This window comes from Streptomyces sp. NPDC007917 (genome assembly GCF_042959105.1).
Classification (GTDB): Bacteria; Actinomycetota; Actinomycetes; order Streptomycetales; family Streptomycetaceae; genus Streptomyces.
Genome location: NZ_JBIBKK010000001.1, coordinates 520381 through 545047, shown reverse-complemented (window position 1 = coordinate 545047; position 24667 = coordinate 520381). Strand labels below are relative to the sequence as shown.

Sequence of the window (24667 nt, the reverse complement as noted above, 5' to 3'; positions counted from 1 at the left end):
GGGGGTGCGGCCCGTCCGCGTGCTCAGGAACCTCGGCGCGGCAGCTCGACCTTCACCGGGCCGCAGCCCAGCCGCTCCGCCTCGGCTGTGGCGTAGCGGGGGAGGAGCTTGCGGGGAAGGTCGTCCATGCCGGTGCCGTCGTCCTGAACGAGGAAGATGACCAGACCGGTCTGGCACATGGTCTGGTACAGAGCCAGGTCCCGGCCGACTGAACTCCTGCCTCGCTTGCCGTAATCGGGCGCTTCGCTGCGGTCGGTCCGGTCGGACAAGACCTGGGCGAACCACGGATTTTCGATGGTGACCAGCCGCAGCCGCGGACGCCCCCGTATCGTGATGTCTCTGGTGCCGACGCCGCAGACGCGGGCCGTCCCGGGGCTGTGCGTGAGCAGTGTGCCGTCGTGCCAGTCGTGGTCCTGGGCCTTGGGGAGGGCCAGCGTCAGCCCGTCGACGCCGCAGAGCCGGCGTGGCTCGGTGTTCTTGCGGAGAGGGACGGCGGGAAGACGACCCGGGAGCGGGAACGTGCCGTCACAGCCCAGGGCGCGCATGGCGCCGTTGGCCAGCCGGACGGTCGCCCGCGCCATCTGATCCCGCCAGTGAGGGTCCTCGTCCAGGCTCATGGGCGGCCTGCCCCAGGACGCGTCGACGACCGCCGGCGCGTTGACGCCTCCCCCGTCGCCGCAACCCCTGGGGAGCGCCAGCCAGGTCCGGCTCTCCGAGGCCAAGCCGACGAATCCCTTACCGAACGGCACCGCCAGCGGGGAGAGGAAGTCCGTCAGCCAGCCCGCGGACTGCGCGTCGTACCGCCCGTCGAGGTGGTGGAGCCGGAAGTCGACATGCGCGACGGGGCGGCCGTGCTCGTCCAGCGCCAGGAGCCGACAGGCGCCCTGGACAACCGCGCCCCCGCGGGTCGGGCGGATCTCCTCCGCGCGGACCGAGCGGTCGGGGAGGAACAACGCCTCCGCCTCCTTCTTGGAGAGCGTCCCCCAGCACACGGCCTGTTTCTCGTCCGACCACGGAAGGCTGTCGGTCTGCCAGGCGGTCAGCAGACTGCCGATGAGCGCGCTCACGACTCCCACGGTGATCAGCTGACCGGGGCGGGACCGCAGCAGGCCCCAGGCCCGGCGGCCACGCCGCCTCCACCGGCCCTTGCGCGCCGCCGCGGCGGCGACGAGGAAGTGCTCCTGCCGCCGTAACTCCTCAGGGCTGCTCATCTTGAGTCTCCGTGTGGTGTGACGGCGGCGCAGCCGAGGCGCTTGGCCACGGCGGCGGCGTAGACGGGGAAGATACGGGACGGTGTGGCGAACGGGGTGTCGTCGGCGACGTCCGTCCGCTCCATGGACATCACTGTCGTACGGCCCGAACACCGGGTCCGGACGAGCGCGCCATCCGCGTCCATAAAGCCCTGGCCGCGCCAGCCTCGGGCGGGCGGGGCGCTGCCGGTAAGGCCGTCGAGGAGCTTCACCAGCCGGGGGTGGGCGGTCGTGGCGAGCCGGGCGGCCACCGTGCCGTACCAGCGGACGACACAGGTCTGGAGGTCGTCGCTGACCGGGCCCACGGTTGAGTCGAGGCCCTTGCCGTCGCCCTCGCCACCGCCCGGCGCGGGTCTCAGTCCGTCAATCCGGCAGGCGCCCGAGGAGTAGCCGGTGACGAAGGTGTCGTCAGGCACGTATCCCGGCGGTATGGGGGCGGTGAAGCCCAGCGGCTTCTCCGGCGCGCAACCGGCCTTCTCCATACCGCGGTTGGCGATGTCCACGAGCAGCTGCCCGGCCTGCCACCGCTCGAAGGAGACATCCGGCAGGGTGGCGGTGTCGTCTTTGCCGTCGCTCTGCACACCGCTGATGGTCACGACCGAGGGGCGGCCGTCGACATCGCACTTCTCGGGGAGCACCAGCGTGGCGGAGCCCTCGCTGACGAAGCCCGGCAGCCCCTCGGGAAGCTGATCTCCCGCGCCGGCGAAGAGCTCGGCCAGCCAGACGCGGCGCTTCTTCGCGTCTTTCGGGCCCGCGCCGTAGCTGACGGAGATCTTCTCATGGACCTCGTTGATGCCGTTGTCCCAGCTCGTGGTGATCGTGCAGGAGCCGCGCGGGCGTTCGGGTGTCGGGGCCGTCTCCCGGAAGGCGCGGTTGTCGTCGTGGAAACGTAACGGCTCCTCGCCCTGCGACCAGGCGCCCCAGCAGTATCTCTTCGCCGCGTCGGCGTCGGCGTCGTCGCCGGCCCTGACGATCAGCCACCCCGCCACCAGCGCGGCGACGAGCCCACCCGCCAGCGCCGCGCGTGCGCGCCGCGCCGCCAGGGCGCGGCGCAGCCGTCCACCACCCCCACCGGCGGCGTCACTGTCGCCCGTCGTCTGTTCGTCCATCTGGCTTCCCCCCGAAAGCATGTCGGTGCCGCAGATCGTATCGGGCGGCACTGACATGCCATCAGAGAAAGGTGCTGGACGGGATGTACGGAGTCGGCGGCCGCATCCCGCGCAGGCACACATAGCCCCCGGTGGACAGCTCGAGCCCCGCCGCCAGGCCCACGTCCACCGCCCACTCCTGCTCGGCCGTCAGGCTCGGGACCCGGGCCTCGGTGCCCTCCGGGAGGCTGAGCAGCGCGGCGGTCAGCAGCCGCGTCGCCAGCCGCCGGGAGGTCGCGGCCAGCAGCTCGACCTTGCCGTCGTCGCCGACGTAGCAGTATCCGCTGCCCGCCAGGTCGTCCGAGACGAACAGCCGGCACTGGCGCAGCAGCAGCTCGTGGTCGGGCCCGTGCGCCCCGCCCCGGGTGCGGCGGTCGACGGAGTCCATCATGTCCCGCTGTCTGGCCCCGCCCTCGAACACCGCCCCGTCCGGTGGAGGCAGCCGATCCTTGCTGACGATGCCGCGCAGCCGGATCGCCGGGTGCAGGGTGAAACCCGCTTGCCGGTACGTGGCGGCCGCCCGCGGGTCCTCGGAGCCGACGATGATCCCGCGCAGACACGCCCGCCCGTACGCGAGCGCCGCCGCCAGCAGCTCCCGGCCCAGCCCCCGCCGCTGCGCCCGCGGCAGCACCGCGAACAGCGCCAGCCCCCAGGTGCCCTCCCGTCTGTGGGACAGCGCCGCGCCGACCGGCATCCCGGCGTCGTCCACGGCGAGCCAGCAGCCGCCGGGGTCGGTGCGGGCGAGGTGCCGGTTGCGGCCGTGTGCGGAGGCGATGCGGTGCGGCGGCCACTCGTCGTCGTTCTCGCCGGGGAGGGCGCGGGAGGCGCCGAAGGCGGCGGTGGCCACGGTCCGTACCGCCTCGGCGTCCTCCTCGGTGTCGCGTAGCTGGCGGACAATCATGGGCCCATGATGGCGGGCCGGTTGGCGGGGGCGCGAAGTGTGTTGTCGGGTGGGTGGACGTGGCTTGGTCGGCCCAGGAACGCGACAACGTTGTCAAAGGGGTTCCAGGGACGACGCCGAGGTGACGGTGACCGGCGAGGGCACGGACGTCGTCCAGCCGGTCACGGTGACCGTCGCAGGGCCCGGCAGCCTGCTCGCCGCGTACAACAACGTCGGCGCCACCGACGACGGGGGCGAGCACGACGAGGGCGACTACGACGGCGGCGGCTGGAGCTACTCGCGCCAGGCCCTGACCGAGGCCGGGCTCGCGCCTGGCGCCCGGGGCACCGTCCAGGGACTGGAGTTCACCTGGCCCGGCTCGCCCGCCGGCCGCCCCGACAACGCCTCGGCCGACGGCCAGACCATCGACCTGCCGGCCTCCACCGCCCTGTCGTTCCTCGGCAGCGCGGTCAACGGCAACCAGAAGACCACCGCCGAGGTCACCTACACCGACGGCAGCTCGGACAGCACCGAACTGTCCTTCACGGACTGGACGGTGGGCGGCGGCGGAGGGACGGTCCAGTACGGCAACGTGACCGTCGCCAGGACCCCGTACCGCAACGTCAGCGGCGGGGACAAGGACGTCGTGGACGCCTACGTCTTCGCGACGAAGGCGTTCCGGGCGCCGGACGGCAAGACGATCAAGAGCGTCACACTGCCGGACAACGCGGACCTCCACGTCTTCGCGATCGCCCGCGGCTGACCGCCCAGGGGCCTGACCGGAGGTACGGGGTGTTCGCCGGCCCACCCCGGCCGGCGAACACCCGGTCCCGGCAACACCCTTGCGCCCCGGCGACGCCACGCCCTTTACCGGGGACTCTTGCAGAAAGCCCCGGTGTTCACGCCGGGGATGAATGCATCTTAAGGCTGCTCTGACGTGCACTTTAGAGTGGACGTTTTTGCTGCTCGATGTACTGGCGGACGATTGCCAACGGTGCTCCGCCGCACGATGCGGAGAAATACGAGGGCGACCACAGGTGCCCGTGCGTGATGGCGCGGTTGATCCGGCCGGTGAACTCCTGCCGTATCCGGCGAGCGGAGACGCCCTTGAGGCTGTTGACCAGCTTCGAGACGGCGACCTTGGGCGGGTAGTGCACGAGGAGGTGGACGTGATCGCGTTCGCCGTTGAACTCCTTCAGCTCCGCTTCGAAGTCCTCGCAGACCTTGCGCATGATCTCTTCGCAGCGCGTCAGCATCTCATCGTTGAACACCCCGCGCCGATACTTCGTCACGAAGACCAAGTGCACATGCATCGCCGAAACAACGTGCCTGCCAGGCCTGTAGTCGTTCTGCCCATCCATGAGACCAACCGTAGTAGGGTCTTGGGTGTGCAGCTCCGCTACAACTACCGGGCCTACCCGGACGCCTCCCAGCGCCGTGCGCTGGCCAGTGCGTTCGGGTGCGCCCGCGTAGTGTGGAACGACTGCCTGCGCGACCGGAAGGAAGCGCACGCGGCAGGATGGCCGTACGTGAAGTCGGCCGAGCTGTCCCGGCTTCGCATCACCCAGGCCAAGCGCACCGCGGAACGCGCCTGGCTCGCCGATGTGTCGGCGGTCGTCCTGCAACAGTCCCTGCGGGACCTGGACACCGCCTACAAGAACTTCTTCGACTCGGTGAAGGGCAAGCGGCGGGGCCGCAAGGTCGGCCCTCCCCGCTACAAATCGAAGAAAGACACCCGGCAGTCCATCCGCCTCAATACCAACGCCTTCTCCCTCCAGGACGACGGCACGGTGTACGTGGCCAAGGTCGGCAACCTCAAGGTCAAGTGGTCCCGCCGGCTTCCGGCCGCACCCACGTCCCTGACCGTCACCAAGGACAGTTCCGGCCGGTACTTCCTCAGCTTCGTCGTGGACACCGAGCCGGACATTCTCCCCGGCCTGGAGGCAGACGTCGGTCTCGATCTCGGCCTGTCCGCCTTCGCGGTCCTGTCCGACGGCAGCAAGATCCACAGCCCCCGCTTCCTGCGCCGGGCCGAGAAGAAGCTCAAGCGGCTTCAGCGGGAGCTGTCCCGCAAGGTCAAGGGATCGAAGAACCGGGCCAAGGCTCGCATCAAGGTCGCACGCCAGCACGCCAGGGTGGCGGACCGGCGCCGGGACTGGCACCACAAGGCATCCACACAGATCATTCGCGACAACCAAGCGGTGTATGTGGAAGACCTCGCGGTGTCCGGCCTCGGCCGCACCCGGCTCGCCAAGTCCGTGCACGACGCGGGATGGTCCGCGTTCGTCGGCATGCTGGAGTACAAGGCGGCTCTGCACGGCCGTACCTTCGCCAAGGTGGGCCGGGCCTTCCCGTCCTCTCAGGTCTGCTCGGCCTGCGGATTCCGGGACGGCCCCAAGCCCCTGCACGTCCGTGTGTGGACGTGCGGACAGTGCGGAACCGTGCACGACCGCGACCACAACGCAGCAGGTAACGTCCTCTTCGAAGGACGCCGCATCGTCGCCGCCGGACGGGTGGAGACGCTAAGCGCCTGTGGAGTGCCGGTAAGACGGGCACACGTGCCCGCACAGCGCGTTGAAGCAGGAAGCCCCCGGAATGGTCAGACGACCCAGGCCGGAATCCCTGGACTTTGGGCCAGGGAGCACGTCAATTGATCGCTGCCCGGCGGCCGCCCGTGCGACGGCCGCCGCCCGTACCGCCCTGCCGCGACGGCGGGCCAACACCGGAGGTGGACCACATCAGCACGCGGCCCCTGACGTTCGTCGTCGGCACCGGACGCAGCGGCTCGACCGCGCTGTCGCACGTCCTGAACCTGCACCCCGGCATCCTCAGCGTCAACGAGCTGTTCACCTCCCTCGGCGCGGAGCCCCACCGCCATCCGCTGCCCGGACGGGTGATGACCGGCGCGGACTTCTGGCAGCTGATCACCCGGCCGAACGAGGAGTTCGACCGGATGATCCGCAGCGGCACCCCGGCGCCTGAATTCCTCTACCACCGGCGACCCGGCCGCTTCTCGGCGGAGACCACCGGCATCCCCGCCCTGTGCATGATGGTCCTGCCGCATCTCACCGACGACCCGGACGCGCTCTTCGACGAGCTCGCGCCGCGGGTGGCGGCGTGGCCCGGCGGCCCCGTCGCCCGGCACTACGAGGCGCTGTTCGAGCTGCTGGCCGACGGGTTCGGCGGCGGCGTGGTCGTCGAGCGCTCCGGCGGCTCCCTGAGCTGGGTGCCCTGGATCAGGGAGGCGTTTCCCGAGGCGCGGTTCGTCCATATGTTCCGGGACGGGCCGGACTGCGCGCTGTCGATGAGCCGCCACCCCGGCTTCCGGATGATCCTGCGCACCATGGACGCCAGGAGCGCGTCCGGGGCGGGCCCGCTGGTGCCCCGGCTCACCGACCAGCACCTGAAGACCCTGCCGCCCGACCTCGCGGGGCTGTTCGCCGAACGGTTCGACCCCGCGCTGCTGATGGAGGCGCCCGTGCCGGTCGCCCGGTTCGGCGAGATGTGGTCGCGCCTGATCAGCCGGGGCCTGACGGCGCTGTCACGGGTCCCGGAGGGCTCCGTCGCGGCCCTGTCCTACGAGGGACTGCTCGACGCGCCCCGGTCGGAGCTGACCCGGCTGGCGGAGTTCGTCGGCGTCGAGGCCACGGAGGACTGGCTGACGGCGGCCGAGGCCACGCTCGACCACAGCCGGCGCGGCTCCGCCCTCCGCCTCCCCGCGGACGAGCTGTCCGCTCTGCGGAAGTCCTGTGCCCCGGGCACCGAGGCGCTGCGCGCGGCCCTGGCGCGGGCGTAGCGCTCCGGCTCCGGCTCCCCGCGGGATTCCGCTCCTCACTCGGGATTCCGCCCACGGCATGTCTGCTCACGGCATACGCCGATTCCGCCGGCGGCGCCCGGCGGGCAGAGTCACCGTCATGAGGCTTCTGCTGCTGGGCGGTACGGAATTCGTGGGGCGCGCCGTCGCCGAGGAGGCGCTGGCGCGCGACTGGCAGGTGACGGCGTTCCACCGGGGACGCCACGACCCGCCCCCGGGCGTGGCCGCCCTGCGGGGCGACCGCGGTGCTGCGGGCGGCCTGGCGGCCCTGGCGGCACCCGGGGCGGGGGAGTGGGACGTCGTCGTCGACACCTGGTCGGGCGCGCCGTCCGCCGTGCGCGACACGGCCCGGCTGCTGGCCGGGCGGGCGGGGAGTTACGTCTACATCTCCAGCCGGTCCGTCTACGCCTACCCCGCCCCGGCCGGGCTGGACGAGGACGGCGCGTTGGTGGAAGCGTCGCCGGACGCGGGGGAGGTCGAGTACGCCCAGGCCAAGAGGGGCGGGGAGCTGGCGGCGCAGGCGGCGTTCGGCGAGCGGGCGCTGCTGGCCCGCGCGGGGCTGATCCTGGGCCCGTACGAGAACGTCGGCCGGCTGCCGTGGTGGCTGACGCGCCTCTCCCGGGGCGGCCCGGTCCTGGCACCGGGGCCGCGCGAGCTGGGGCTGCAGTACATCGACGTCCGCGACCTGGCCATCTGGGTGCTGGACGCGGCCGAGCGCGGGCTCGGCGGCCCGTACAACCTGGTGAGCCCGCCGGGCCACGCGACCTTCGGCGAGCTGCTGGAGGCCTGCGCGGCCGCCACCGGGTCGGACGCCGAGCTGCGCTGGACGGACCCGGAGGCGGTCCTGACGGCCGGGATCGAGCCGTGGACCGAGCTGCCCGTCTGGCTGCCGCCGGGGGAGCTCTGCGACACCATGTACCAGGGCGACGTGTCCCGGGCGCTCGCCGCCGGCCTGCGCTGCCGCCCCGTCGCCGAGACCGTGGCCGCCACCTGGGAGTGGCTGCGTGAGCTGGGCGGCCGGGCACCCCACCGCCCCGACCGCCCTCCGGTGGGACTCGACCCGGAGCGGGAGGCGAAGGTGCTGGCGGCCACGGACAGGGCCTGAGCCAGGCCTAAGCCTGCGGTGTCGGACGCGGCCCGGGGACCTGCCGTACGGGGTGCTTGCTCATGATCGAGACCCGGTTGAAGGCATTGATGGCGATCGCCACCCAGATCACCGCCGAGATCTCGTCGTCGGTCAGCACCTGGCGCGCCTCCCCGTAGGCCGCCTCCTGCGCGGTGGTGTCCGCGGGGCTGGTGGTCGCCTCCGCGAGGGCGAGCGCGGCCCGCTCCCGCGCGGTGAACATCTCGGTGTCGCGCCATGCCGCCAGCACACCCAGGCGCTGTGGCGTCTCGCCGGCCCGCAGCGCGGCCTTGGTGTGCAGGCTGAGACAGAACGCGCAGCCGTTGACCTGGGACACCCGCAGGTTGACCAGCTCGACGAGCAGCCGGTCGAGCCCGGCGTCGGCGGCGGCCGCACGGACCGCCTCGGCGGTCTGGAGCATCGAGCTGTAGGCCTGCGGGCTCTGCTTGTCGACGAAGACCCGTCTGCTCCGCCCGTCGGCGGAGGTCGCCTTGTCGTCGGAGGTCGCTGCCGCGTCAGTCACCTGCACTCCTTCACCGGGCCGCTGTGGCCACTTCCCGATAATGATCGCGCACCTCACCGAGGTGCGGATCTATCATCGCTATTGTTGAGCGTAAAACTATCCCCCCTTTGGGAGGCGTCGCGCCATGAGCAACACCGAGACCCAGCCCGCCGTGCAGCGCTGCGGCGCCTCCCCGGACGGGGAGAGCGGCCCCCGGGTGGAGGTCCTGACCCCGCGCGACGTCCCGCTGGGCGGCCCGCGCGCGATGACCGTACGACGCACCCTGCCACAGCGGGCCCGGACGCTGATCGGCGCCTGGTGCTTCGCCGACCACTACGGACCCGACGACGTCGCCCTCAGCGGCGGGATGGACGTCGCCCCGCATCCGCACACCGGTCTGCAGACGGTGAGCTGGCTGTTCAGCGGGGAGATCGAGCACCGCGACAGCCTGGGCAGCCACGCCTTCGTACGGCCGGGCGAGCTGAACCTGATGACCGGCGGCCACGGGATCAGCCACTCCGAGGTCTCCACCGCCCGGACCACGGTCCTGCACGGCGTCCAGCTGTGGGTGGCGCTGCCCGAGGCGCACCGCCACACCGACCGTGACTTCCAGCACTATGTGCCGCGCCCCGTCGCCCTGCCCGGGAGCCGGCCGGCCGGGGACGGGGCGACGGGTGACGGGGCTGCCGGGGACGGGCCCGCGGGCGAGGCCAGGGTCTTCCTCGGCTCCCTCGCCGGCGACACCTCACCGGTGCCCACCTTCAGCCCCCTGCTGGGCGCCGAAATCACCCTCGAGCCGCACGCCACGGTCAGCCTGGCCATCGACACGGCTTTCGAGCACGGCGTCCTCCTGGACCGCGGCGAGGTCCGCATGGCCGACACGCTCCTGAACCCCGCCGAACTCGGCTACCTCGCCCCCGGAAACGGGACGCTCGAGCTGACGAACACCACCGACTCCGCCGCCCGGATGGTGCTGCTCGGCGGGACGCCGTTCGGGGAGCAGATCGTGATGTGGTGGAACTTCATCGGGCGGTCGCACGAGGACATCGCCCAGGCCCGCGAGGACTGGACGACCGGCTCCCGCTTCGGCGAGGTGACGGGCTACGACGGCGACCGGCTGCCCGCGCCCGAGCTGCCGAACGTGCCGCTGAAGCCGCGCGGAAACGCGCGCCATGGGCTCTCGTAGCCCTGGGGAGGCGTGTGCGCGGCTCGTGATCACGGTGTGCGGAGTGGGAACGCGGTGGCCGGTCGTTGGACACTGGAAGCAGGGGGCCGGCCGGTACGTGAAGTGGCCGCGGCTCGAAGACGAGGAGGTCCCCGGTGTCTGAGACTCCGCACCAGGTGAGCGACGTGATGACGCGTACGGTGGTCGCTGTCGGCCGCGACGCGTCGTTCAAGGAAATGGTCAGGACCATGGGGCAGTGGCGGGTGAGCGCCATGCCGGTCCTCGAGGGTGAGGGGCGAGTGGTCGGTGTGGTCTCGGAGGCGGATCTGCTGCCCAAGGAGGAGTTCCGGGCCAGTGACCCGGATCGCTTCGAGCAGTTGCGGCGCCTCCCCGATCTGGCGAAGGCGGGGGCGGTGACGGCGGAGGAGCTGATGAGCGCTCCGGCGGTCACCGTGCACGCGGACGCCACCCTGGCCGAGGCGGCTCGGATCATGGCCGTTCGGCGGGTCAAACGGCTTCCCGTGGTCGACGATGAGGGGATGCTGCGGGGCATCGTCAGCCGGGGTGATCTTCTGAAGGTCTTCCTCCGGTCGGACGAGGAGATCGAGGAGGAGGTTCGGAGAACGGTGGTCTCCTATCTCTTCCCCGAGGTCAGCCATGCCGTGCGGGTGCGGGTGGCTGAGGGAGTGGTCACTCTGGGCGGGCAGATCCCGAACGCCGCGATGATCCCTGTGGCCGCGCGCCTCATCCGTGCGGTGGAGGGTGTCGTGGATGTCGAATGCCACTTCACGGCCGCTGGACGAGTCCGGGCGGCACATGGTTCCTGAGGCCGCGGCGCCCGGCCGGGCCCTGTCGTCGAAGTGCCGGCCGCGACGTGCGCTCGCCCACCCGCGGCTGACCTGAGCCCGATGCGGTGAATATGTGCGTCCGGTCCTGGGGACACGCTCGCGGGGTGGACGGGGACCGACCGAGGCGAGTGTCCGAAGGGAGTCGGGACATGCACCACAGGACGGTCGGGGAGCTCATGACCCACCACGTGGTCCGGGCCCCGCGCGAGATGCCGTTCAAGGAGATCGTGGAGCTCCTCGCGGAGAACGACGTCACGGCCGTGCCGGTCGTGGACGGCTCCGGTCACCCGCTCGGGGTGGTGTCCGAGGCCGATCTGCTGCGCAAGTCCTCCGGCCAGGCCGATCCCTCCGGCCGGGTGCCGATCCCGCACCTGGAGGCGTGGGAGCGCGCGAAGACGGAAGGAAGAAGGGCGGAGGAGCTGATGTCGGCTCCCGCGGTGTGTGCGCGGCCGGAGTGGAGCGCCGTCGAGGCGGCCCGGCTGATGGCGGTCCAGGGCGTCAAACGGCTCCCCGTGGTCGACGAGACCGACAGGCTGCTCGGCATCATCAGCCGCGGCGACCTGCTGCGGACCTTCCTGCGCCAGGACGACGCGATCCGCGAGGAGATCGAACGGGATGTGCTGCGCCACACGTTGCGCCTGGCCCCCTCGGCGGTGACGGTCGAGGTGCGGGAGGGCGAGGTCACCCTGCGCGGCTCGGTGGAGGCCCGGAGCCTGGTCCCGGTCATCGAGCGGCTGTGCCGGAGCGTGGACGGGGTGGTGTCGGTCACCGAGCACATCGCCTACGGAACCGATGACACCCAGGGGCCTGCCGTCGCCACCTGAGACGCCGTCCAGAGCGTCGGCCCGGTCGGGGGCGGGCCGTGCGGCGCATCGTCACGGCTGCTCCGGCACGACGGCGACCGGACACACCGAGTGGTGCAGCACGGCGTGGCTGACCCGGCCGAGTTGCAGCCCGGTGTGGCCAGGGCGGCGGAGGGCTCCGACCACCAGCAGGTCGGAGCGCGCCGACGCGTCCAGCAGAACCCGGTGCGCCGGTCCCTCGACCACATCACGCCGACACGTGGTGTCCTCGTGTTCGCGCTCGACCCGGTCCAGCACCTCGGTGAGGATGCCCGCCGCCTGCTCCTCGTAGAGCAGGGTGGTGGCCTCCTGCGCGAGCAACGGCCGGCCCGCGTGCCGCTCCGCCGGGCACAGCCAGGTCCGTACGGCGTGCACCTCGGCGTTCCGTACCCGTGCCTCACGGAATGCGAACCGGGCCGCCGCCGAGCCCTCAGCGGGGTCGCCGACCGCGAGGAGGACGCGTCCGAAGCCCCCCTCTCGGTTCTGCTCCTCGCCGCGCACCACGATCACCGGGCAGACGGCGCGGGCCGCCACCGCCAAGCTGACCGACCCCAGGAGCGACCCGGCGAGTTCGCCTCTGCCCCGGGAGCCGGTGACCACGGCGAAGGCCTCACGGCTTTCGGCCAGCAGTGCCGTCACGGTGTCCTCGGCCAGCGTCTCCGCGGACACCTTGACGTCCGGCTCGCGCAGCGCCGCGCGTTCGGCTGCGGAGGCGGCGATGTGCTCGGCCAGGATCGCCCCGGAGCTGCGGCCGGTACCGAAGGAGGGGAGGCCCAGCTCGTACCGCTCCCAACGAGACGCGTAGACCAGACGCAGTGGCAGCCCGTGGCGCGCCGCCTCGTCCACGGCCCAGTCCACCGCCTGCAGACTCGACCCCGACCCATCGACACCCACGACCAGCGAGAGTGACATCGTCCCCACCGCCTTCCTGCGGCCGACTCGTGCGCCTCGGGTACCCCTGCGTTCACGGTCGCATCGCCCCGGTACGGGAACACTCGTCCGGCAACCCCGGCGGACGGGCCGTGGCGCGGCGGAGTGGTTTTCCGAATGCGACACTGGCCCCGTGGGCGACCGCGGCTTCGGCGACCTGTGCGCCCGACCACGCCGCCGTGCTCCCGGCACCCGATCGCGAAACCCGTGGCGAAGGGGCTCACGGATGACGGACACGGCACACCGCCGCGACACGGTTCACGCGCTGCTCGCCGACGGCAGCACCGTGGAGATACGGGCCGCCCGGCCACAGGACCGGGACGAAGTGCTGCGCATGCACCAGGAGATGTCAGCGGAGGACCTGCGGCTGCGGTTCTTCGCGGCCAACCCGAGGTACGCCAGCGAGGCCGCGGCACGCGTCTGCGCGCCCGCGCGCCCCGGCTACCTCGCGCTGCTCGCGGTGGCGCGGGGGCGGGTGGTCGGCGTGGCGGAGTACACGGCCCTCCCGGCGGCCCCCGGTGAACCGGTGTGCGCCGACATGGCCCTGTCCGTGGCCGAGGGCCGCCACGGGCAGGGCATCGGCACGCTGCTGATCGAACACCTGGTTACTGCGGCCAGGGACGCGGGGATCTCGGCCTTCACCGCCGAAGCGCTCGCCGAGAACCACGCGGTCCTGAAGGTGTTCGCCGATCTGGGCCTGCGCACCTCCCGCCACTTCGACGGCACCGATGTGCGCTGCACCGTGCACCTGGAGGAGGACGAGCGCTATCTGTCGGCGGTGGACGAGCGCGGCCGGATCGCCGATGTGGCCAGCCTGCGGCCACTGCTGCGGCCGCGTTCGGTGGCCGTCGTCGGAGCGGGCCGGCGTCCCGGGTCGGTGGGGCGCGCGGTGCTGGGCAACCTTCGCTCCGGCGGGTTCGACGGGCCCCTGTGCGCGGTCAACCCGCACACCGATGTCATCGAGGCAACGCCGGCGTATCCGAGCGTGGCGGCCCTTCCCCTCGTCCCGGAACTCGCCGTGCTCGCCGTGCCCGCGCCCGCCGTCCCCGAGACGGCCCAGCAGTGCGGGGCCCTGGGGGTCCGTGCGCTGGTCGTCCTGACGGCGGGCCTCGACGCGGGGCAGGCCGAGGCGCTGTTCACCACCTGCCGCCGGTACGGGATGCGGCTGGTGGGCCCCAACTGCCTGGGCATCGCCAACACGGCCGACGAGGCGCGCCTCAACGCCACCTTCGCCGCTCACCCGCCGCTGCCGGGGCGGGCGGGGGTCGCCGTGCAGTCCGGAGGGGTGGGCATCGCGCTGCTCGAGCGGCTCGGCCGCCTGGGCGTGGGCATCTCCAGCTTCGTCTCACTCGGCGACAAGTACGACGTCAGCGGCAACGACATGCTCCAGTGGTGGGAGTCCGACCAGAGCACCCGCCTCGCCGTCCTCCACCTGGAGTCCTTCGGCAACCCCCGTGCCTTCTCCCGCACCGCCCGACGGGTCGCCCGCAGCATGCCGGTCCTCACCGTGGACGCGGGCCGATCGGATGCCGGACGGCGCGCCGCGGCCTCCCACACCGCCGCCGCGGCCACCCCCACCATGACCCGCCGGGCCCTGTTCACCCAGGCCGGGATCATCGCCACCCACAGCATCGCCGAACTGGTGGACACGGCGGCCTTGCTGTACGCCCAGCCACCGCCCGCCGGTGGCGACGTCGCGGTGGTCAGCAACGCGGGAGGCGCCGCAGTGCTCGCAGCCGACGCCTGCGTCGAGGCGGGGCTGAACGTCCCCGCCCTCGACACCGCCCTCGCCGATGAACTCCGCACGCTCCTGCCGCCCGGGGCGGCCACCGCCAACCCCGTGGACACCACGGCCGCGGTGACCGCCGACCGGCTGCGCGCCTGCGTGGACCGGCTCACCGCACACGGCGCCGTCGACGCGGTACTGGTGGCCCTGGTCCCCACCGCGCTGGCCACCGGCACCGACCAGGACCCACTGCTCGCCCTCACCGGCACCCCGGGCCGACACCCCCGGCCGGTCCTCGCGGTCCTCCTCGACCAGGAGGCACCCGTACGGCTGCTCATGAGCACCGACGACCGTGCCGTCCCGGCCTACACCGAACCCCAGTCGGCCGCCCGCGCCCTCGCCCACGCCGTCCGCTACGCCCGCTGGCGCGCCGAGCCGCCGGGCACCGTTCCCCCGCTGTCCGGCGTCGACACCGCCGGCGCGGTGGCCATGGTGGAGGAACACCTCACCCACCACCCCGACGGAGGCTGGCTCGACCCCCGCGCCTGCGCCGCCCTCCTCGACCGTTACCACATCCCGCAACTGCCCTGGGCCTGGGCCGAGGACGAGGACAGCGCCGCCGCGGCCGTCCGCCACCTCACCGGAGAGGACACCCGGTGCGCCCTCAAGGCGTACTGGCCCGGACTGGTGCACAAGAGCGACCAGGGAGCGCTGCGGCTCGACTTGGAGGGAGCGGAAGAAATCCGCACCGCCTACCGCGAGCTGCGGGAACGCTTCCACGACCGTATGACCGGCGCGCTGGTGCAGCCGATGGCACAACGTGGCACCGAGCTGTTCGCCGGCGTCGTCCAGGACGAGGTGTTCGGACCCCTGGTGCTCTTTGGCCTCGGGGGAACCGCCACCGAACTGCTCGCCGACCACGCCGCCAGGCTCGCACCACTCACCGACCGTGATGTCCACACCCTCATCACCTCCCCGCGCTGCGCCCCGCTGCTCTTCGGCTACCGGGGCAGCCCGGCCGTGGATCTCGAAGGTCTGGAACAGTTGCTGCTGCGGCTGTCCCGGATGGCCTGTGACCTTCCGCAACTCGCCGAGGCCGACCTCAACCCGGTGGTCGCCCGGCCCGACGGCGTGGTGGCGCTCGACGTCAGGCTGCGCGTCCTGCCCCGCCACGCCCACGACCCCTATCTGCGTCGGCTCCGCGCCGTCAGAGCCCGGCACGCGCCCTGACGAAGGGACCTGAGGAGGCAGTGATACGTCCGGATCGACACCCGCGTCCGGATTGCGACCTTATGCGGCTGCCCCCACGATGAGGTCATGGTCCCCGTAGGTCCTGCGGACCGTTTCGACGCGTTCCGGGCCCTGGCCGCCCGCCGTGGACGGCCGGGAGACCGGCTGATCGAGTCGCTGGCGGAGGCCCGGGCGGGAACGTCGGACAGCCCCGGGGTGTGGGCTCCGGCTGTCGCCGCCGGTTTCGGTCTGCCCGCCGCCGCCGCGCTGGGACCGGCCGGTTACTACGCGGACCTCGCCGCCCCGCACGGCCGCCGTCACGTCCGGGTCTGCGCGGCGACCGCCTGCTTCGCCGCGCAGGCCGGACAGCATCTCACGGACGTGGAACACGGGCTGGGTATCCCCGAGGGCACGGCGTCGCCCGACGGGGAGACGTCGTTCCAGGGCGTCCGTTGTCTGGGGTACTGCTACGCGGGTCCTGCGGCGCTCGACGGTGATACGCCGTGCACGGGGCGGACACTGGCCGCTCAGCTCGCGGGGCGCGAGCCCCCTCGGGCTCCGGGGATCCCGGTGGCCGATGACACCGGCGACCCCGTTCTGCTGGGCCGAGTGGTGGCCGGTGAGCTTCCGTGGCAGGTGTGGCCGCAGGTGGTGACGGCCGGCAGTCCGGACCGGGTTCAGCTGGAGGTGGCCGCGTCCGGGCTGCGGGGCCGCGGTGGCGCGGGGTTCCGGGTGGCCGCCAAGTGGGAGGCCGCCGGCCGGGCATCCGGCACCGTGGTCGTGGCCAATGGAGACGAGGGGGACCCGGGCTCGTACGCCGATCGGCTGCTGATGGAGTCGGACCCGGAGCGGATGCTGGAGGGCCTGGCTCTGGCCTGCTTCGCGTGCGGGGCGCGCCGGGGGGTGGTGCTGGTGCGCTCGGAGTATCCGCGTGCGCTCGCCCGCGTGCGGGAGGCCGTCGGACGGGCTTACGTCGACGGGCACTTCGGCCCTTCCGTTCACGGAACGGACACCGCCTTGGACGTGGAGGTGGTGGAGGGGGCCGGTTCGTACGTCGCGGGTGAGGAGACCGCCCTGATCGCGAGCCTGGAGGGGGACCGAGGCTGCGCACGGCCGCGACCGCCCTACCCGACCCAGCGAGGGCTGTGGGGCGCGCCGACGGTGGTGAACAACGTGGAGACCCTGGCGGCTGTCCCATGGATCGTCTCCCGGGGCGGAGAGGCGTACGCCCGGCGCGGGGTCCCAGGCGAGACGGGAACGAAGCTGGTCTGCCTGTCGGAGCGGTTCGCCCGGCCGGGGGCGTACGAGGTCGAGCTGGGCACCCCGCTGCTGCGGATCGTCACCGAGCTGGGCGGCGGTCTGCGGGACGGTTGCGAGCTGACCGCGTTGCAGGTCGGCGGGCCGCTGGGCGGTTTCCTCGCCCCCGATGCGCTGGATGTGCCGCTGACCAGCGCCGATCTCACGGCCCGGGGTGCCGCTCTCGGCCATGCCGGACTGGTCGCCTTCGACCAGCGCGTGGCACCGGAGGAGGTGCTGCGGCACCTCTGGCGGTTCGCCGAGGCCGAGAGCTGCGGTGCCTGCTCGCCCTGCCGTGTGGGCTCGCGCCGCGGCCTGGAGCTGGCGTCCGCCGGCACTCCGCCCGAAGCTGAATGGGAACGACTGGCGCGTGTTCTGGCGGAGGCGAGCCTGTGCGCCTTCGGCCGGCGGATCCCGCCCGCCGTGCACAGCCTGGCCCGCGCCTATGGCGACCGGCTGACGGGATGGGGGCCATGACCGGAACCGAGATCGAGATCGAGGTCGACGGCACCGGCGTCGCCGTGCCCGAGGGAGCGTCGCTGCTCGCGGCGGCGCGGGCGGCGGGGATCGAGCTGCCCTCACTCTGCTTCGACGAGCGGCTCAGCCCTGCCGGCTCCTGCCGTACCTGTCTCGTGCGGGCCGACGGGCGGATCGCGGCGGCCTGCGTGACCCCGGCCGCATCCGGCGCCCGCGTCGAAATCGACACCGACGAACTCCGGCGGCTGCGCAGGGAAGCGGTGGAGGTCATCGCATCCGCTCTGCCGCCCCGTGCGCTGGCCCCTGGCAACCCCAGCGAACTGGCACGACTCTGCCGGTCGATGGACATCGGCCCCCAGACGGCACGGGGTGCCGGGGGCCGGGGCGGGGACGGCTCCCACCCGTACGTCCATCTGGACCGGGACCTGTGCATCGCCTGCGGCCGGTGCGTCCGCATGTGCGCCGACGTACAGGGCACCTTCGCCCTCACCCTGGTCGGCCGGGGCGCCGACACCGTAGTCGCCCCCGGCACCGGCGGGCCCTGGATCGAGTCGGACTGCGTGGCCTGCGGCGGCTGCGTCGACACCTGCCCCACCGGCGCGATCACCGAGCCCGGCCCCGGCAGCGGGCTCAGCTCCGCCCACCGGCCGACCGCCACCCGGACCACCTGCGGATACTGCGGCGTCGGCTGCGCGCTGGACGTCGTGACCCGCGACGGCGAGGTCACGGCGGTCCTGCCCGCCCGGGACGGCCCGGTCAACCAGGGGCACGCCTGTGTGAAGGGCCGCTTCGCCCACGGCTATCTGACCTCCCCCGAACGGCTCACCCGGCCCCTGCTACGGCGCGACGGCCGCCTGGAGGCCGTCGGCTGGGACGAGGCACTCGACGAGGTCGCCCGCGGGCTGCGCGCGGCCGTCGAGGCGGGCGGCCCGGACGCCGTGGCGGCGATCTCCTCGGCCCGCGCCACCAACGAGGAGAACTACCTCGTCCAGAAGTTCATGCGGGTCGTGGTCGGCACGAACAACGTCGACAACTGCTCCCGGCTGTGCCACTCCCCGTCCGCGGCCGGCCTGACCGCCTCTTTCGGCCTGCCCGGTGGCACCGACACCTTCGACGACGTCGAGCGCTCCGACTGCCTGCTGGTGGTCGGGGCCAACCCCGTCGAAGCGCACCCGGTGGTCGGAGCGCGGCTGCTCCGGCGCGTGCTGCACGGGGCCGAGCTGGTCGTCGCCGACCCCCGTGCCATCGGCCTCGCCCTGCACGCCGACGTGCATCTGCGTCCCCGGCCCGGCACCAATGTCGCCCTCTTTCACGGGCTCGCCCACGTCCTGCTCGCCGAAGGCCTCGCCGACGAGGAGTTTCTGCGCGAGCGGGCCACCGGCCTGCCGGAACTCACCGCGCTGCTGAATGACTACCCGCCCGACCGGGTCGCGGACATCACCGAAGTGCCCGCGGCGGACCTGGTGGCCGCCGCCCGGCTGTACGGCCGCGCCCGAGCGCCCGCCATCGTCTACGGCCTGGGCGTCACCGAGCACCTGCACGGCACCGACGGGGTCCGGTCCCTGGCCAACCTGGCGATCCTGCGCGGCGCCGTGGGCACCGACCGCGGACACGGGGTCAGCCCGCTGCGCGGCCAGAACAACGTCCAGGGCGCCTCGGACATGGGCGCGCTGCCCGACCTCCTGCCCGGCTACGGAAAGGTGACCGACCCCGCCGTACGGTCCCGGGCCGAGGCGGTCTGGGGGGTACCGGTTCCCGCGCGGCCCGGCCTGCGGATCCCGGCCATGTTCGCCGCCGCCCGGGCCGGGGGGCTGCGGGCGCTGTGGATCATCGGCGAGGACGTCTGCGCCACCGACCCCGACGCGAACCGGGTGGCCCGCGCCCTGGACACCTGCCCGCTCGTGGTCTGCAACGAACTCTTCCTCTCCGAGACCGCCCGCCACGCCGACATCGTCCTGCCGGCGGCGTCCTGGCTGGAGAAGGACGGCACCTTCGTCAACTTCGACCGACGGTTCCAGCGGGTCAGACCCACCGTTCCCCCGCCGGACGAGGCACGGACCGACTTCGAGATCGTGCACGCCGTCGCGACGGCCATGGGCACCGACATCGGCTGCCCCACACCGGCCGAAGCCCTGGCCGAGTGCGGCCGGGTCGCCCCCGTCTTCGCCGGCCTCCGCCACGAACGGCTGGACCGCGACGGCGCCATCCCCTGGCCGTGCCCGGACCCCGGCCGCCCCGGAGAAGCCAAGCTGTACCAGGAACGGTTCGCCACCCCCGACGGACGCGCCCACCTCGCCGCACCCCCCTATCTGCCACCCGGCGAGCAGCCCGACGACGACTATCCGCTGGTCCTGGTCACCGGGCGGCGCTGGGCCCACTACAACTCAGGGAGCATGACCCGCCGCGGCGCCAACCTCACACTCGATCCGACCGACTTCCTCGACCTCAACCCCGACGACGCCCTCCGGTACGCGGTGCGCGACGGCCTGCCGCTCACGGTGGAGAGCCGGCACGGCCGGGCCCACCTCATCGCCCGGGTCAGCGAGCAGACGGCCCCCGGCCAGGTCTTCTGCTCCTTCCACTTCCCCGCGAGCGGGGTGAACCGCCTGACCTCCGACCACGCGGACACCGTGACGTCCTGTCCCGAGTACAAGGTCACGGCCGTACGCGTGTCCGCGCCGTGACAAGGACGGCAGGGGCACACGCCGATGGGCACCGGAACCCCCGTCCTGACACCCGGTGACGGAGGCCACGGACAGGCTGCGCCGAACGGGGCGCCTGGCCCTGCGGTGCAGACCCTGCGGACCAGGGAGGTCTTCGCCGCGCTGGACACCTCGCCGCGAGGACTGGCCTCAGCGGACGCGGCGGCGCGGCGTGACCGGTGCGGGCCCAACGAGCTGCCGCCCGCGGCGCGAAGGGGACTGTGGCGCGACCTCGCCGGACAGTTCACCGATCTCTTCGCCGTGGTGCTGCTCGTCGCGTCGGCGATCACGTTCCTGGCCTACGGCCTGCAACAGCCTCGTGAGGTGGGCACCTTGCAGCTGGCCGCGGCGATTGTGTGCGTGGTGCTGTTGAACGCGGCCATCGGCTTCGCGCAGGAGTACTCCGCCGAACGGACGGCTCAGTCGCTGCAGGCGATGGTGCCGCACACCTGCCGGGTGCTCCGCGACGGAGAGCGGCAGGAGCTGCCCGCGCACGACCTCGTGCCCGGAGACGTCGTCGTCCTGGAGGCCGGGGACGCGGTGTCGGCGGACTGCCGCCTGGTGGAGGCGCACGAGGTCGCGGTGAACAACGCAGCCCTGACCGGAGAGAGCGACGCCGTCGGGCGCACGGGCGAACCGGTGGCGGCCGGCCCGGTACTCCAGGCCCGCAACTGCGTCTTCATGGGCACCGATGTGGTGGCGGGCTCCGCGAAGGCGGTGGTGTTCGCCACCGGTACGGCAACGGAATTCGGACGCATCTTCCGGCTCGCCGCGGCAGCGCCGCGGCAGAAGACCCCGCTGCAGCGCCAGGTCGCCCTGATGGCCCGACGGGTGGCGGGCGCGGCGCTGGCGATCGGGGCGACCCTGTTCGCCGTGCGCGTGCCCACAGGGCAGCCCTTCGTGCAGACCTTCGTGTTCGCCCTCGGGGTGATGGTCGCGCTCGTCCCCGAGGGACTGCCCGCGACGCTGTCGGTGTCACTGGCCATCGGCGTACGGCGCATGGCCCGGCGGCACGCGCTGGTCAAGCAGCTGCTGGCAGTGGAAGCGCTCGGTTCCACCACCGTCGTGTGCACGGACAAGACCGGGACACTCACCCAGGCCGAGATGACCGTGATCCAGGTGTGGGCCGGCGGTGTGCCGCACGCCGTGTCCGGGGTGGGGTACGCGCCGGTCGGTACGGTGGCCGATCCCTGGCCGGTGCGCGAGCTGCTCCGCGTGGCGGGGTTGTGCTGCAACGCCCGGCTGGTCGCTCCCCCGGCTGACGCCGGGAGGTTCCCCCGGCCGGACCGTGAGGGCTGGCGCGTACTCGGCGACACGACGGAGGGAGCGCTGCTCGTCGCGGCGGCGAAGGCCGGGCTCGACCTGAACGCCGAGGAAGCCGCCGCCCCGCGCGTGGCGGAGTTCCCCTTCGACTCGGTCCGGAAGCTGATGAGCACCGTCCACGGCGGCGCTGACGGCGGATACCGTGCGCACGTCAAAGGCGCCCCGCAGGAGGTGCTCGGGCGCTGCGACGCCATCGACTGGAACGGGGCGCGGCTGCCGCTGACCAGCGAAATGCGTGCGGCCGTCATCGCCGCGAACGACGGCCTGGCCTCCCAGGGACTGCGGGTCCTGGCGGTCGCGTCGCGGTCGGTGACCGATTCCCACCCGGTCCAGCAGGATGTCGAAGCGGGGCTCACGCTCCTGGGCCTGGTGGGCATGCTCGACCCGCCGCGACCGGAGGTCCGCGGCGCGGTCGACGCCTGCCGGCGGGCCGGGATCCGGCTCGTCATGGTGACGGGCGACCACCCGCTGACCGCGGAGGCCGTCGCCCGCCGCGTCGGCATCGTGCGGCGCCCCGACCCGACCGTCGTGACCGGCAGCCGACTGGACGCACTGGACGATCACGCCCTGGACGGTCTGCTCGGCGAGTCCGCTGAACTGCTGTTGTGCCGGGTCAGCCCCGAGCACAAGATGCGGGTGGTCACCGCCCTGCAGCGGCGCGGCGAGGTCGTCGCGGTCACCGGCGACGGCGCCAACGACGCGCCGGCCCTCAAGCACGCGGACATCGGCGTGGCGATGGGCGCCTCCGGCACGGACGTCGCCAGGGAGGCGGCGGTGATGGTGCTGCTGGACGACTCGTTCGCCTCCATCGCCGCAGCGGTGAGACTGGGCCGGTCGGTCTACCAGAACATCCGCAAGTTCCTGGTCTACCTCTTCAGCCACAACATCGCCGAGCTCGTCCCGATCCTGGCCGCGACCTTCGCGGGCTTCCCCTTGGTGCCGATCACCGCGGTGCAGATCCTCGCCATCGACCTCGGCTCCGATGTCCTGCCCGCCCTGGCGCTCGGCGCCGAGCCACCGGAACCCGACGTCATGGACCGCCCGCCGCGCTCCCGGCGCGAGCGCCTGTTCTCGACCGCCGTGATGGGACGCATCCTCTTTCTGGGCGGCATCCAGTCCCTCGGCGTGTGCGCGGTGTTCTTCTGTCACATCCACGCCTCCGGAATCCCGTATTCCGACTTCACCGAGGACAACCCCGTCTACCGGGAGGCGATCACCATGGTGCAGGCGGGGATCGTGGTCAGCCAGTTCTTCAACGCGCTCGCGGTGCGCACCGACCGGCAGAGCGTGTTCAGGATCGGGGTGCTGTCCAACCCGTGGCTGCTGGCCGCCGGATGCTTCGGCACGGCCCTCATGGCGGCCATCAGCTATCTGCCCCCGTTGCAGGTCGTCTTCCATACCGCGCCGCTGGACATCGCCGACTGGGCGGTCCTGGCGGGCTTCGGGGTGCTGCTGCTGGCCGCCGAGGAAACCCGTAAGTGGTGGTTGCGGCGCCGCGGGCCCGTGAAGGCCGTGAAAGCCGTGAAGGCCGTGAAGGGGGAAGGAGGAGAACGATGAGGGTGATCATCGCGGGCTGCGGGCGAGTGGGGTCCACGCTCGCCGTGCAGCTCGTCGCCGAAGGCCACGACGTACGGCTCATCGACCGCCTGTCCCGGGTCCGCAGGCTGTTGCCCGCCGGCTTCCCCGCCCAGTTCCACGAAGGCAACGGCTACAGCCGCGCGGTGCTGGAGGCCGCCGGGATCGAGCACGCCGACGCGTTCGTCGCCGTCACCTCCGGGGACAGCAGCAACATCGTCAGCGCGCGGACGGCCAAGGAGACCTACCGGGTCCCCATCGTCCTGGCCCGCATCGACGATCCCCGTCGCGCCGCCATCTACCGCGAGCTGGGCATCCCCACCATCGCCAGCGTCCGCTGGACGGTGCACCGGATCCACCAGATGCTGCTGCACCGCCACCTCACGCCCGAACTCACCTTCGGCAACGGAGAAACCCTCCTCGTCCGCTCCGAGCTCCCCTCCTACCTGACCGGGCGGCGGCTGACCGAATTCGACGTCGACGGCGAGATCCGCGTCGTGGAGGTCACCCGCGCGGGCCGCTCACTCGTGCCCGCCCACAGCACCCCCGCCGAACCCGGCGATCTGGTCACCTTCGCCGTGGCCGCCACCGCCCTCGGCCGCCTGCGTGGCTTCCTGGACAAGGAGTTGGGGACGTGAGGGCCCTCATCGCGGGCGCCGGCCGCCTGGGCACCCGGATCGCCCAGGTCCTCGCCGCCGCCCGCAACGACATCACCCTCGTCGACATCGACGACGACCGCATCGCCGAACTCGAAGGCCACCTGCCCGTACGCCTCATGGCCGGGGACGCCTGCGAGCCCTCTTTCCTCGAACACGCGGACGCACGCACCTCCGACCTCGTCATCGCCACCACCGGCAACGACGAGGACAACCTTGTCATCAGCCTGCTCGCCAAGCGGAAGTTCGCGGTCCCCCGCGTCGCGGCACGCATCAACGACACGGAGAACACCTGGCTCTTCGACCAACGATGGGGTGTCGACATCGCAGTCCCCGCCGCCACGCCCCTCATCTCCCTCATCGAGGAAGCCACCGGCGCGACCGACACCGTGGCCCTGCTGCGCCTGAGCAAAGCGGGCGTCGACGTGATCGAAACCGCCATCACACCGCAGTCCCGCGCCGCAGGACACGCGCTCGCCGAGATCGCCCTCCCCGCAGGCACCGTCATCGCCACCATCATCCGCGCAGGTCAACCCACCGTCCCCACCCCCGGTACGCGGCTCCAGCCCGGTGACGAACTCCTCGTCGTCTCGCACGCCGCCACCGAGCAGGAGATCCACGCCGCCTTCCAGTGAGGTCCGGGCTCACGCGCCGACCCGATGAATCAGCTACAGCACGACGCCTCCTTCAGCGGCACGTACAAAGGGTTGAATCTCTCGTGGATGTACACCTGGGGATCGCCCTGCTCGACCAGGACGTACGCCTTGTAGGCGCAGGGCTCGCCGCCCAGGGAGTCCTCCCACAGGTCCTCCCCTGTCGCGACGATATGACGGGATTGACTCAGCCCGAGCGAGACCAGCCCGCGACCCAGCGGCGCCCTCGTGTTGCTCAACAGGCTCAGCATCGGGCTGTGGTCACCCTGCCGTGCCACCACCAGATTCTTCGAGATCGATTCTCCGGACGCGGTCCGCAGCCGCGACCGCCGCACCAGTAGTTCGGATTCCGCGCCGGCCCCGATGGAGCCCGGTATCTCCGGCGGGAGATCCCGTGCGGACGCCCTGCCCTGGCAGAGGACATCGACGGTGAGCTCGCCACCGGTCAGCGCCTCGAGCAGCAAGGTGGTCGAACCGTCGGAGGCCAGCAGCATGCGGGTTGTCGCGGGGCTGAAAGGAGGTGAAAC

Annotated in this window: 19 protein-coding genes and 1 pseudogene; 13 read left to right on the top strand and 7 right to left on the bottom strand. The window is 72.4% G+C overall.

Annotation, left to right across the window (positions count from 1 at the left end):
* Window positions 1-23: 23 nt before the first annotated feature.
* The 3 genes from ACFZDL_RS02305 to ACFZDL_RS02295 form a co-directional block, all read right to left on the bottom strand.
* Entirely contained in the window at window positions 24-1211 is a 1188-nt protein-coding gene (locus ACFZDL_RS02305; protein WP_353590980.1) for a hypothetical protein, read from the bottom strand.
* The gene (locus ACFZDL_RS02300; RefSeq protein WP_353590981.1) at window positions 1208-2359 is read right to left on the bottom strand and encodes a hypothetical protein; all 1152 of its coding nucleotides are present in this window, start codon (window positions 2357-2359) and stop codon (window positions 1208-1210) included. The genes ACFZDL_RS02305 and ACFZDL_RS02300 overlap by 4 nt, the downstream gene beginning before the upstream one ends.
* 61 nt (window positions 2360-2420) lie before the next feature.
* The gene (locus tag ACFZDL_RS02295; RefSeq protein WP_353590982.1) at window positions 2421-3299 is read right to left on the bottom strand and encodes a GNAT family N-acetyltransferase; all 879 of its coding nucleotides are present in this window, start codon (window positions 3297-3299) and stop codon (window positions 2421-2423) included.
* A gap of 112 nt (window positions 3300-3411) precedes the next feature.
* On the opposite strand from ACFZDL_RS02295, the pseudogene ACFZDL_RS02290 reads away from it, so the two are divergent.
* Window positions 3412-4041 (top strand): annotated as a pseudogene (locus ACFZDL_RS02290) (glycoside hydrolase family 92 protein); the annotation flags it as partial.
* Window positions 4042-4222: 181 nt separating this feature from the next.
* Here the strand turns inward: ACFZDL_RS02290 and tnpA are convergent.
* A complete protein-coding gene (tnpA, locus tag ACFZDL_RS02285) occupies window positions 4223-4639 on the bottom strand; it encodes an IS200/IS605 family transposase (RefSeq protein WP_353590983.1) in 417 nt (138 codons plus the stop codon).
* 27 nt (window positions 4640-4666) lie between these two features.
* On the opposite strand from tnpA, the gene ACFZDL_RS02280 reads away from it, so the two are divergent.
* From ACFZDL_RS02280 to ACFZDL_RS02270, 3 genes are all read left to right on the top strand, one after another.
* The gene (locus ACFZDL_RS02280) at window positions 4667-5932 is read left to right on the top strand and encodes an RNA-guided endonuclease TnpB family protein (RefSeq protein ID WP_353590984.1); all 1266 of its coding nucleotides are present in this window, start codon (window positions 4667-4669) and stop codon (window positions 5930-5932) included.
* 74 nt (window positions 5933-6006) lie between these two features.
* A complete protein-coding gene (locus tag ACFZDL_RS02275; protein ID WP_353590985.1) occupies window positions 6007-7074 on the top strand; it encodes a sulfotransferase in 1068 nt (355 codons plus the stop codon).
* Window positions 7075-7192: 118 nt separating this feature from the next.
* Entirely contained in the window at window positions 7193-8197 is a 1005-nt protein-coding gene (locus tag ACFZDL_RS02270) for an NAD-dependent epimerase/dehydratase family protein (protein WP_353590986.1), read from the top strand.
* A gap of 7 nt (window positions 8198-8204) precedes the next feature.
* On the opposite strand, the gene ACFZDL_RS02265 is transcribed toward ACFZDL_RS02270, so the two are convergent.
* The gene (locus tag ACFZDL_RS02265) at window positions 8205-8738 is read right to left on the bottom strand and encodes a carboxymuconolactone decarboxylase family protein (RefSeq protein ID WP_353590987.1); all 534 of its coding nucleotides are present in this window, start codon (window positions 8736-8738) and stop codon (window positions 8205-8207) included.
* Window positions 8739-8862: 124 nt separating this feature from the next.
* Between ACFZDL_RS02265 and ACFZDL_RS02260 the strand changes: the two genes are divergently transcribed.
* The 3 genes from ACFZDL_RS02260 to ACFZDL_RS02250 all read left to right on the top strand — a co-directional run bounded on the left by ACFZDL_RS02260 (window position 8863) and on the right by ACFZDL_RS02250 (window position 11554).
* Window positions 8863-9903, top strand: coding sequence for a pirin family protein (locus ACFZDL_RS02260; protein WP_353590988.1), 1041 nt, complete (start codon window positions 8863-8865; stop codon window positions 9901-9903).
* Window positions 9904-10037: 134 nt separating this feature from the next.
* A complete protein-coding gene (locus ACFZDL_RS02255; RefSeq protein WP_353590989.1) occupies window positions 10038-10709 on the top strand; it encodes a CBS domain-containing protein in 672 nt (223 codons plus the stop codon).
* A 170-nt stretch (window positions 10710-10879) separates the two neighbouring features.
* Window positions 10880-11554: a CBS domain-containing protein gene (locus ACFZDL_RS02250; RefSeq protein ID WP_353590990.1), complete on the top strand. Its 675-nt coding sequence runs from the start codon at window positions 10880-10882 to the stop codon at window positions 11552-11554.
* A 51-nt stretch (window positions 11555-11605) separates the two neighbouring features.
* Here the strand turns inward: ACFZDL_RS02250 and ACFZDL_RS02245 are convergent, their stop codons facing one another.
* Complete coding sequence (locus ACFZDL_RS02245) at window positions 11606-12484, bottom strand: universal stress protein (protein WP_353590991.1); 879 nt, start codon at window positions 12482-12484, stop codon at window positions 11606-11608.
* Window positions 12485-12728: 244 nt separating this feature from the next.
* On the opposite strand from ACFZDL_RS02245, the gene ACFZDL_RS02240 reads away from it, so the two are divergent.
* From ACFZDL_RS02240 to ACFZDL_RS02215, 6 genes are all read left to right on the top strand, one after another.
* On the top strand, window positions 12729-15458 hold the full coding sequence (locus ACFZDL_RS02240) for a GNAT family N-acetyltransferase (protein ID WP_353590992.1): 2730 nt from the start codon (window positions 12729-12731) through the stop codon (window positions 15456-15458).
* A gap of 87 nt (window positions 15459-15545) precedes the next feature.
* Window positions 15546-17231: an NAD(P)H-dependent oxidoreductase subunit E gene (locus ACFZDL_RS02235; protein ID WP_353590993.1), complete on the top strand. Its 1686-nt coding sequence runs from the start codon at window positions 15546-15548 to the stop codon at window positions 17229-17231.
* Window positions 17228-19915 (top strand): formate dehydrogenase subunit alpha, encoded by a 2688-nt coding sequence (gene fdhF / locus ACFZDL_RS02230; protein ID WP_353590994.1) that lies wholly within the window; start codon window positions 17228-17230, stop codon window positions 19913-19915. The genes ACFZDL_RS02235 and fdhF overlap by 4 nt, the downstream gene beginning before the upstream one ends.
* 105 nt (window positions 19916-20020) lie before the next feature.
* Entirely contained in the window at window positions 20021-22813 is a 2793-nt protein-coding gene (locus ACFZDL_RS02225) for a cation-transporting P-type ATPase (RefSeq protein WP_353590995.1), read from the top strand.
* Window positions 22810-23469 carry a TrkA family potassium uptake protein gene (locus ACFZDL_RS02220; protein WP_353590996.1) on the top strand — a complete coding sequence of 220 codons (660 nt, stop codon included), beginning with the start codon at window positions 22810-22812 and terminating at the stop codon, window positions 23467-23469. The genes ACFZDL_RS02225 and ACFZDL_RS02220 overlap by 4 nt, the downstream gene beginning before the upstream one ends.
* Window positions 23466-24122 (top strand): NAD-binding protein, encoded by a 657-nt coding sequence (locus ACFZDL_RS02215; RefSeq protein WP_353590997.1) that lies wholly within the window; start codon window positions 23466-23468, stop codon window positions 24120-24122. Before ACFZDL_RS02220 ends, ACFZDL_RS02215 begins: the two co-directional genes overlap by 4 nt.
* 29 nt (window positions 24123-24151) lie before the next feature.
* Here ACFZDL_RS02215 and ACFZDL_RS02210 read toward each other — a convergent pair whose 3' ends face one another.
* Entirely contained in the window at window positions 24152-24634 is a 483-nt protein-coding gene (locus ACFZDL_RS02210) for a hypothetical protein (RefSeq protein ID WP_353590998.1), read from the bottom strand.
* Window positions 24635-24667 lie beyond the last annotated feature (33 nt).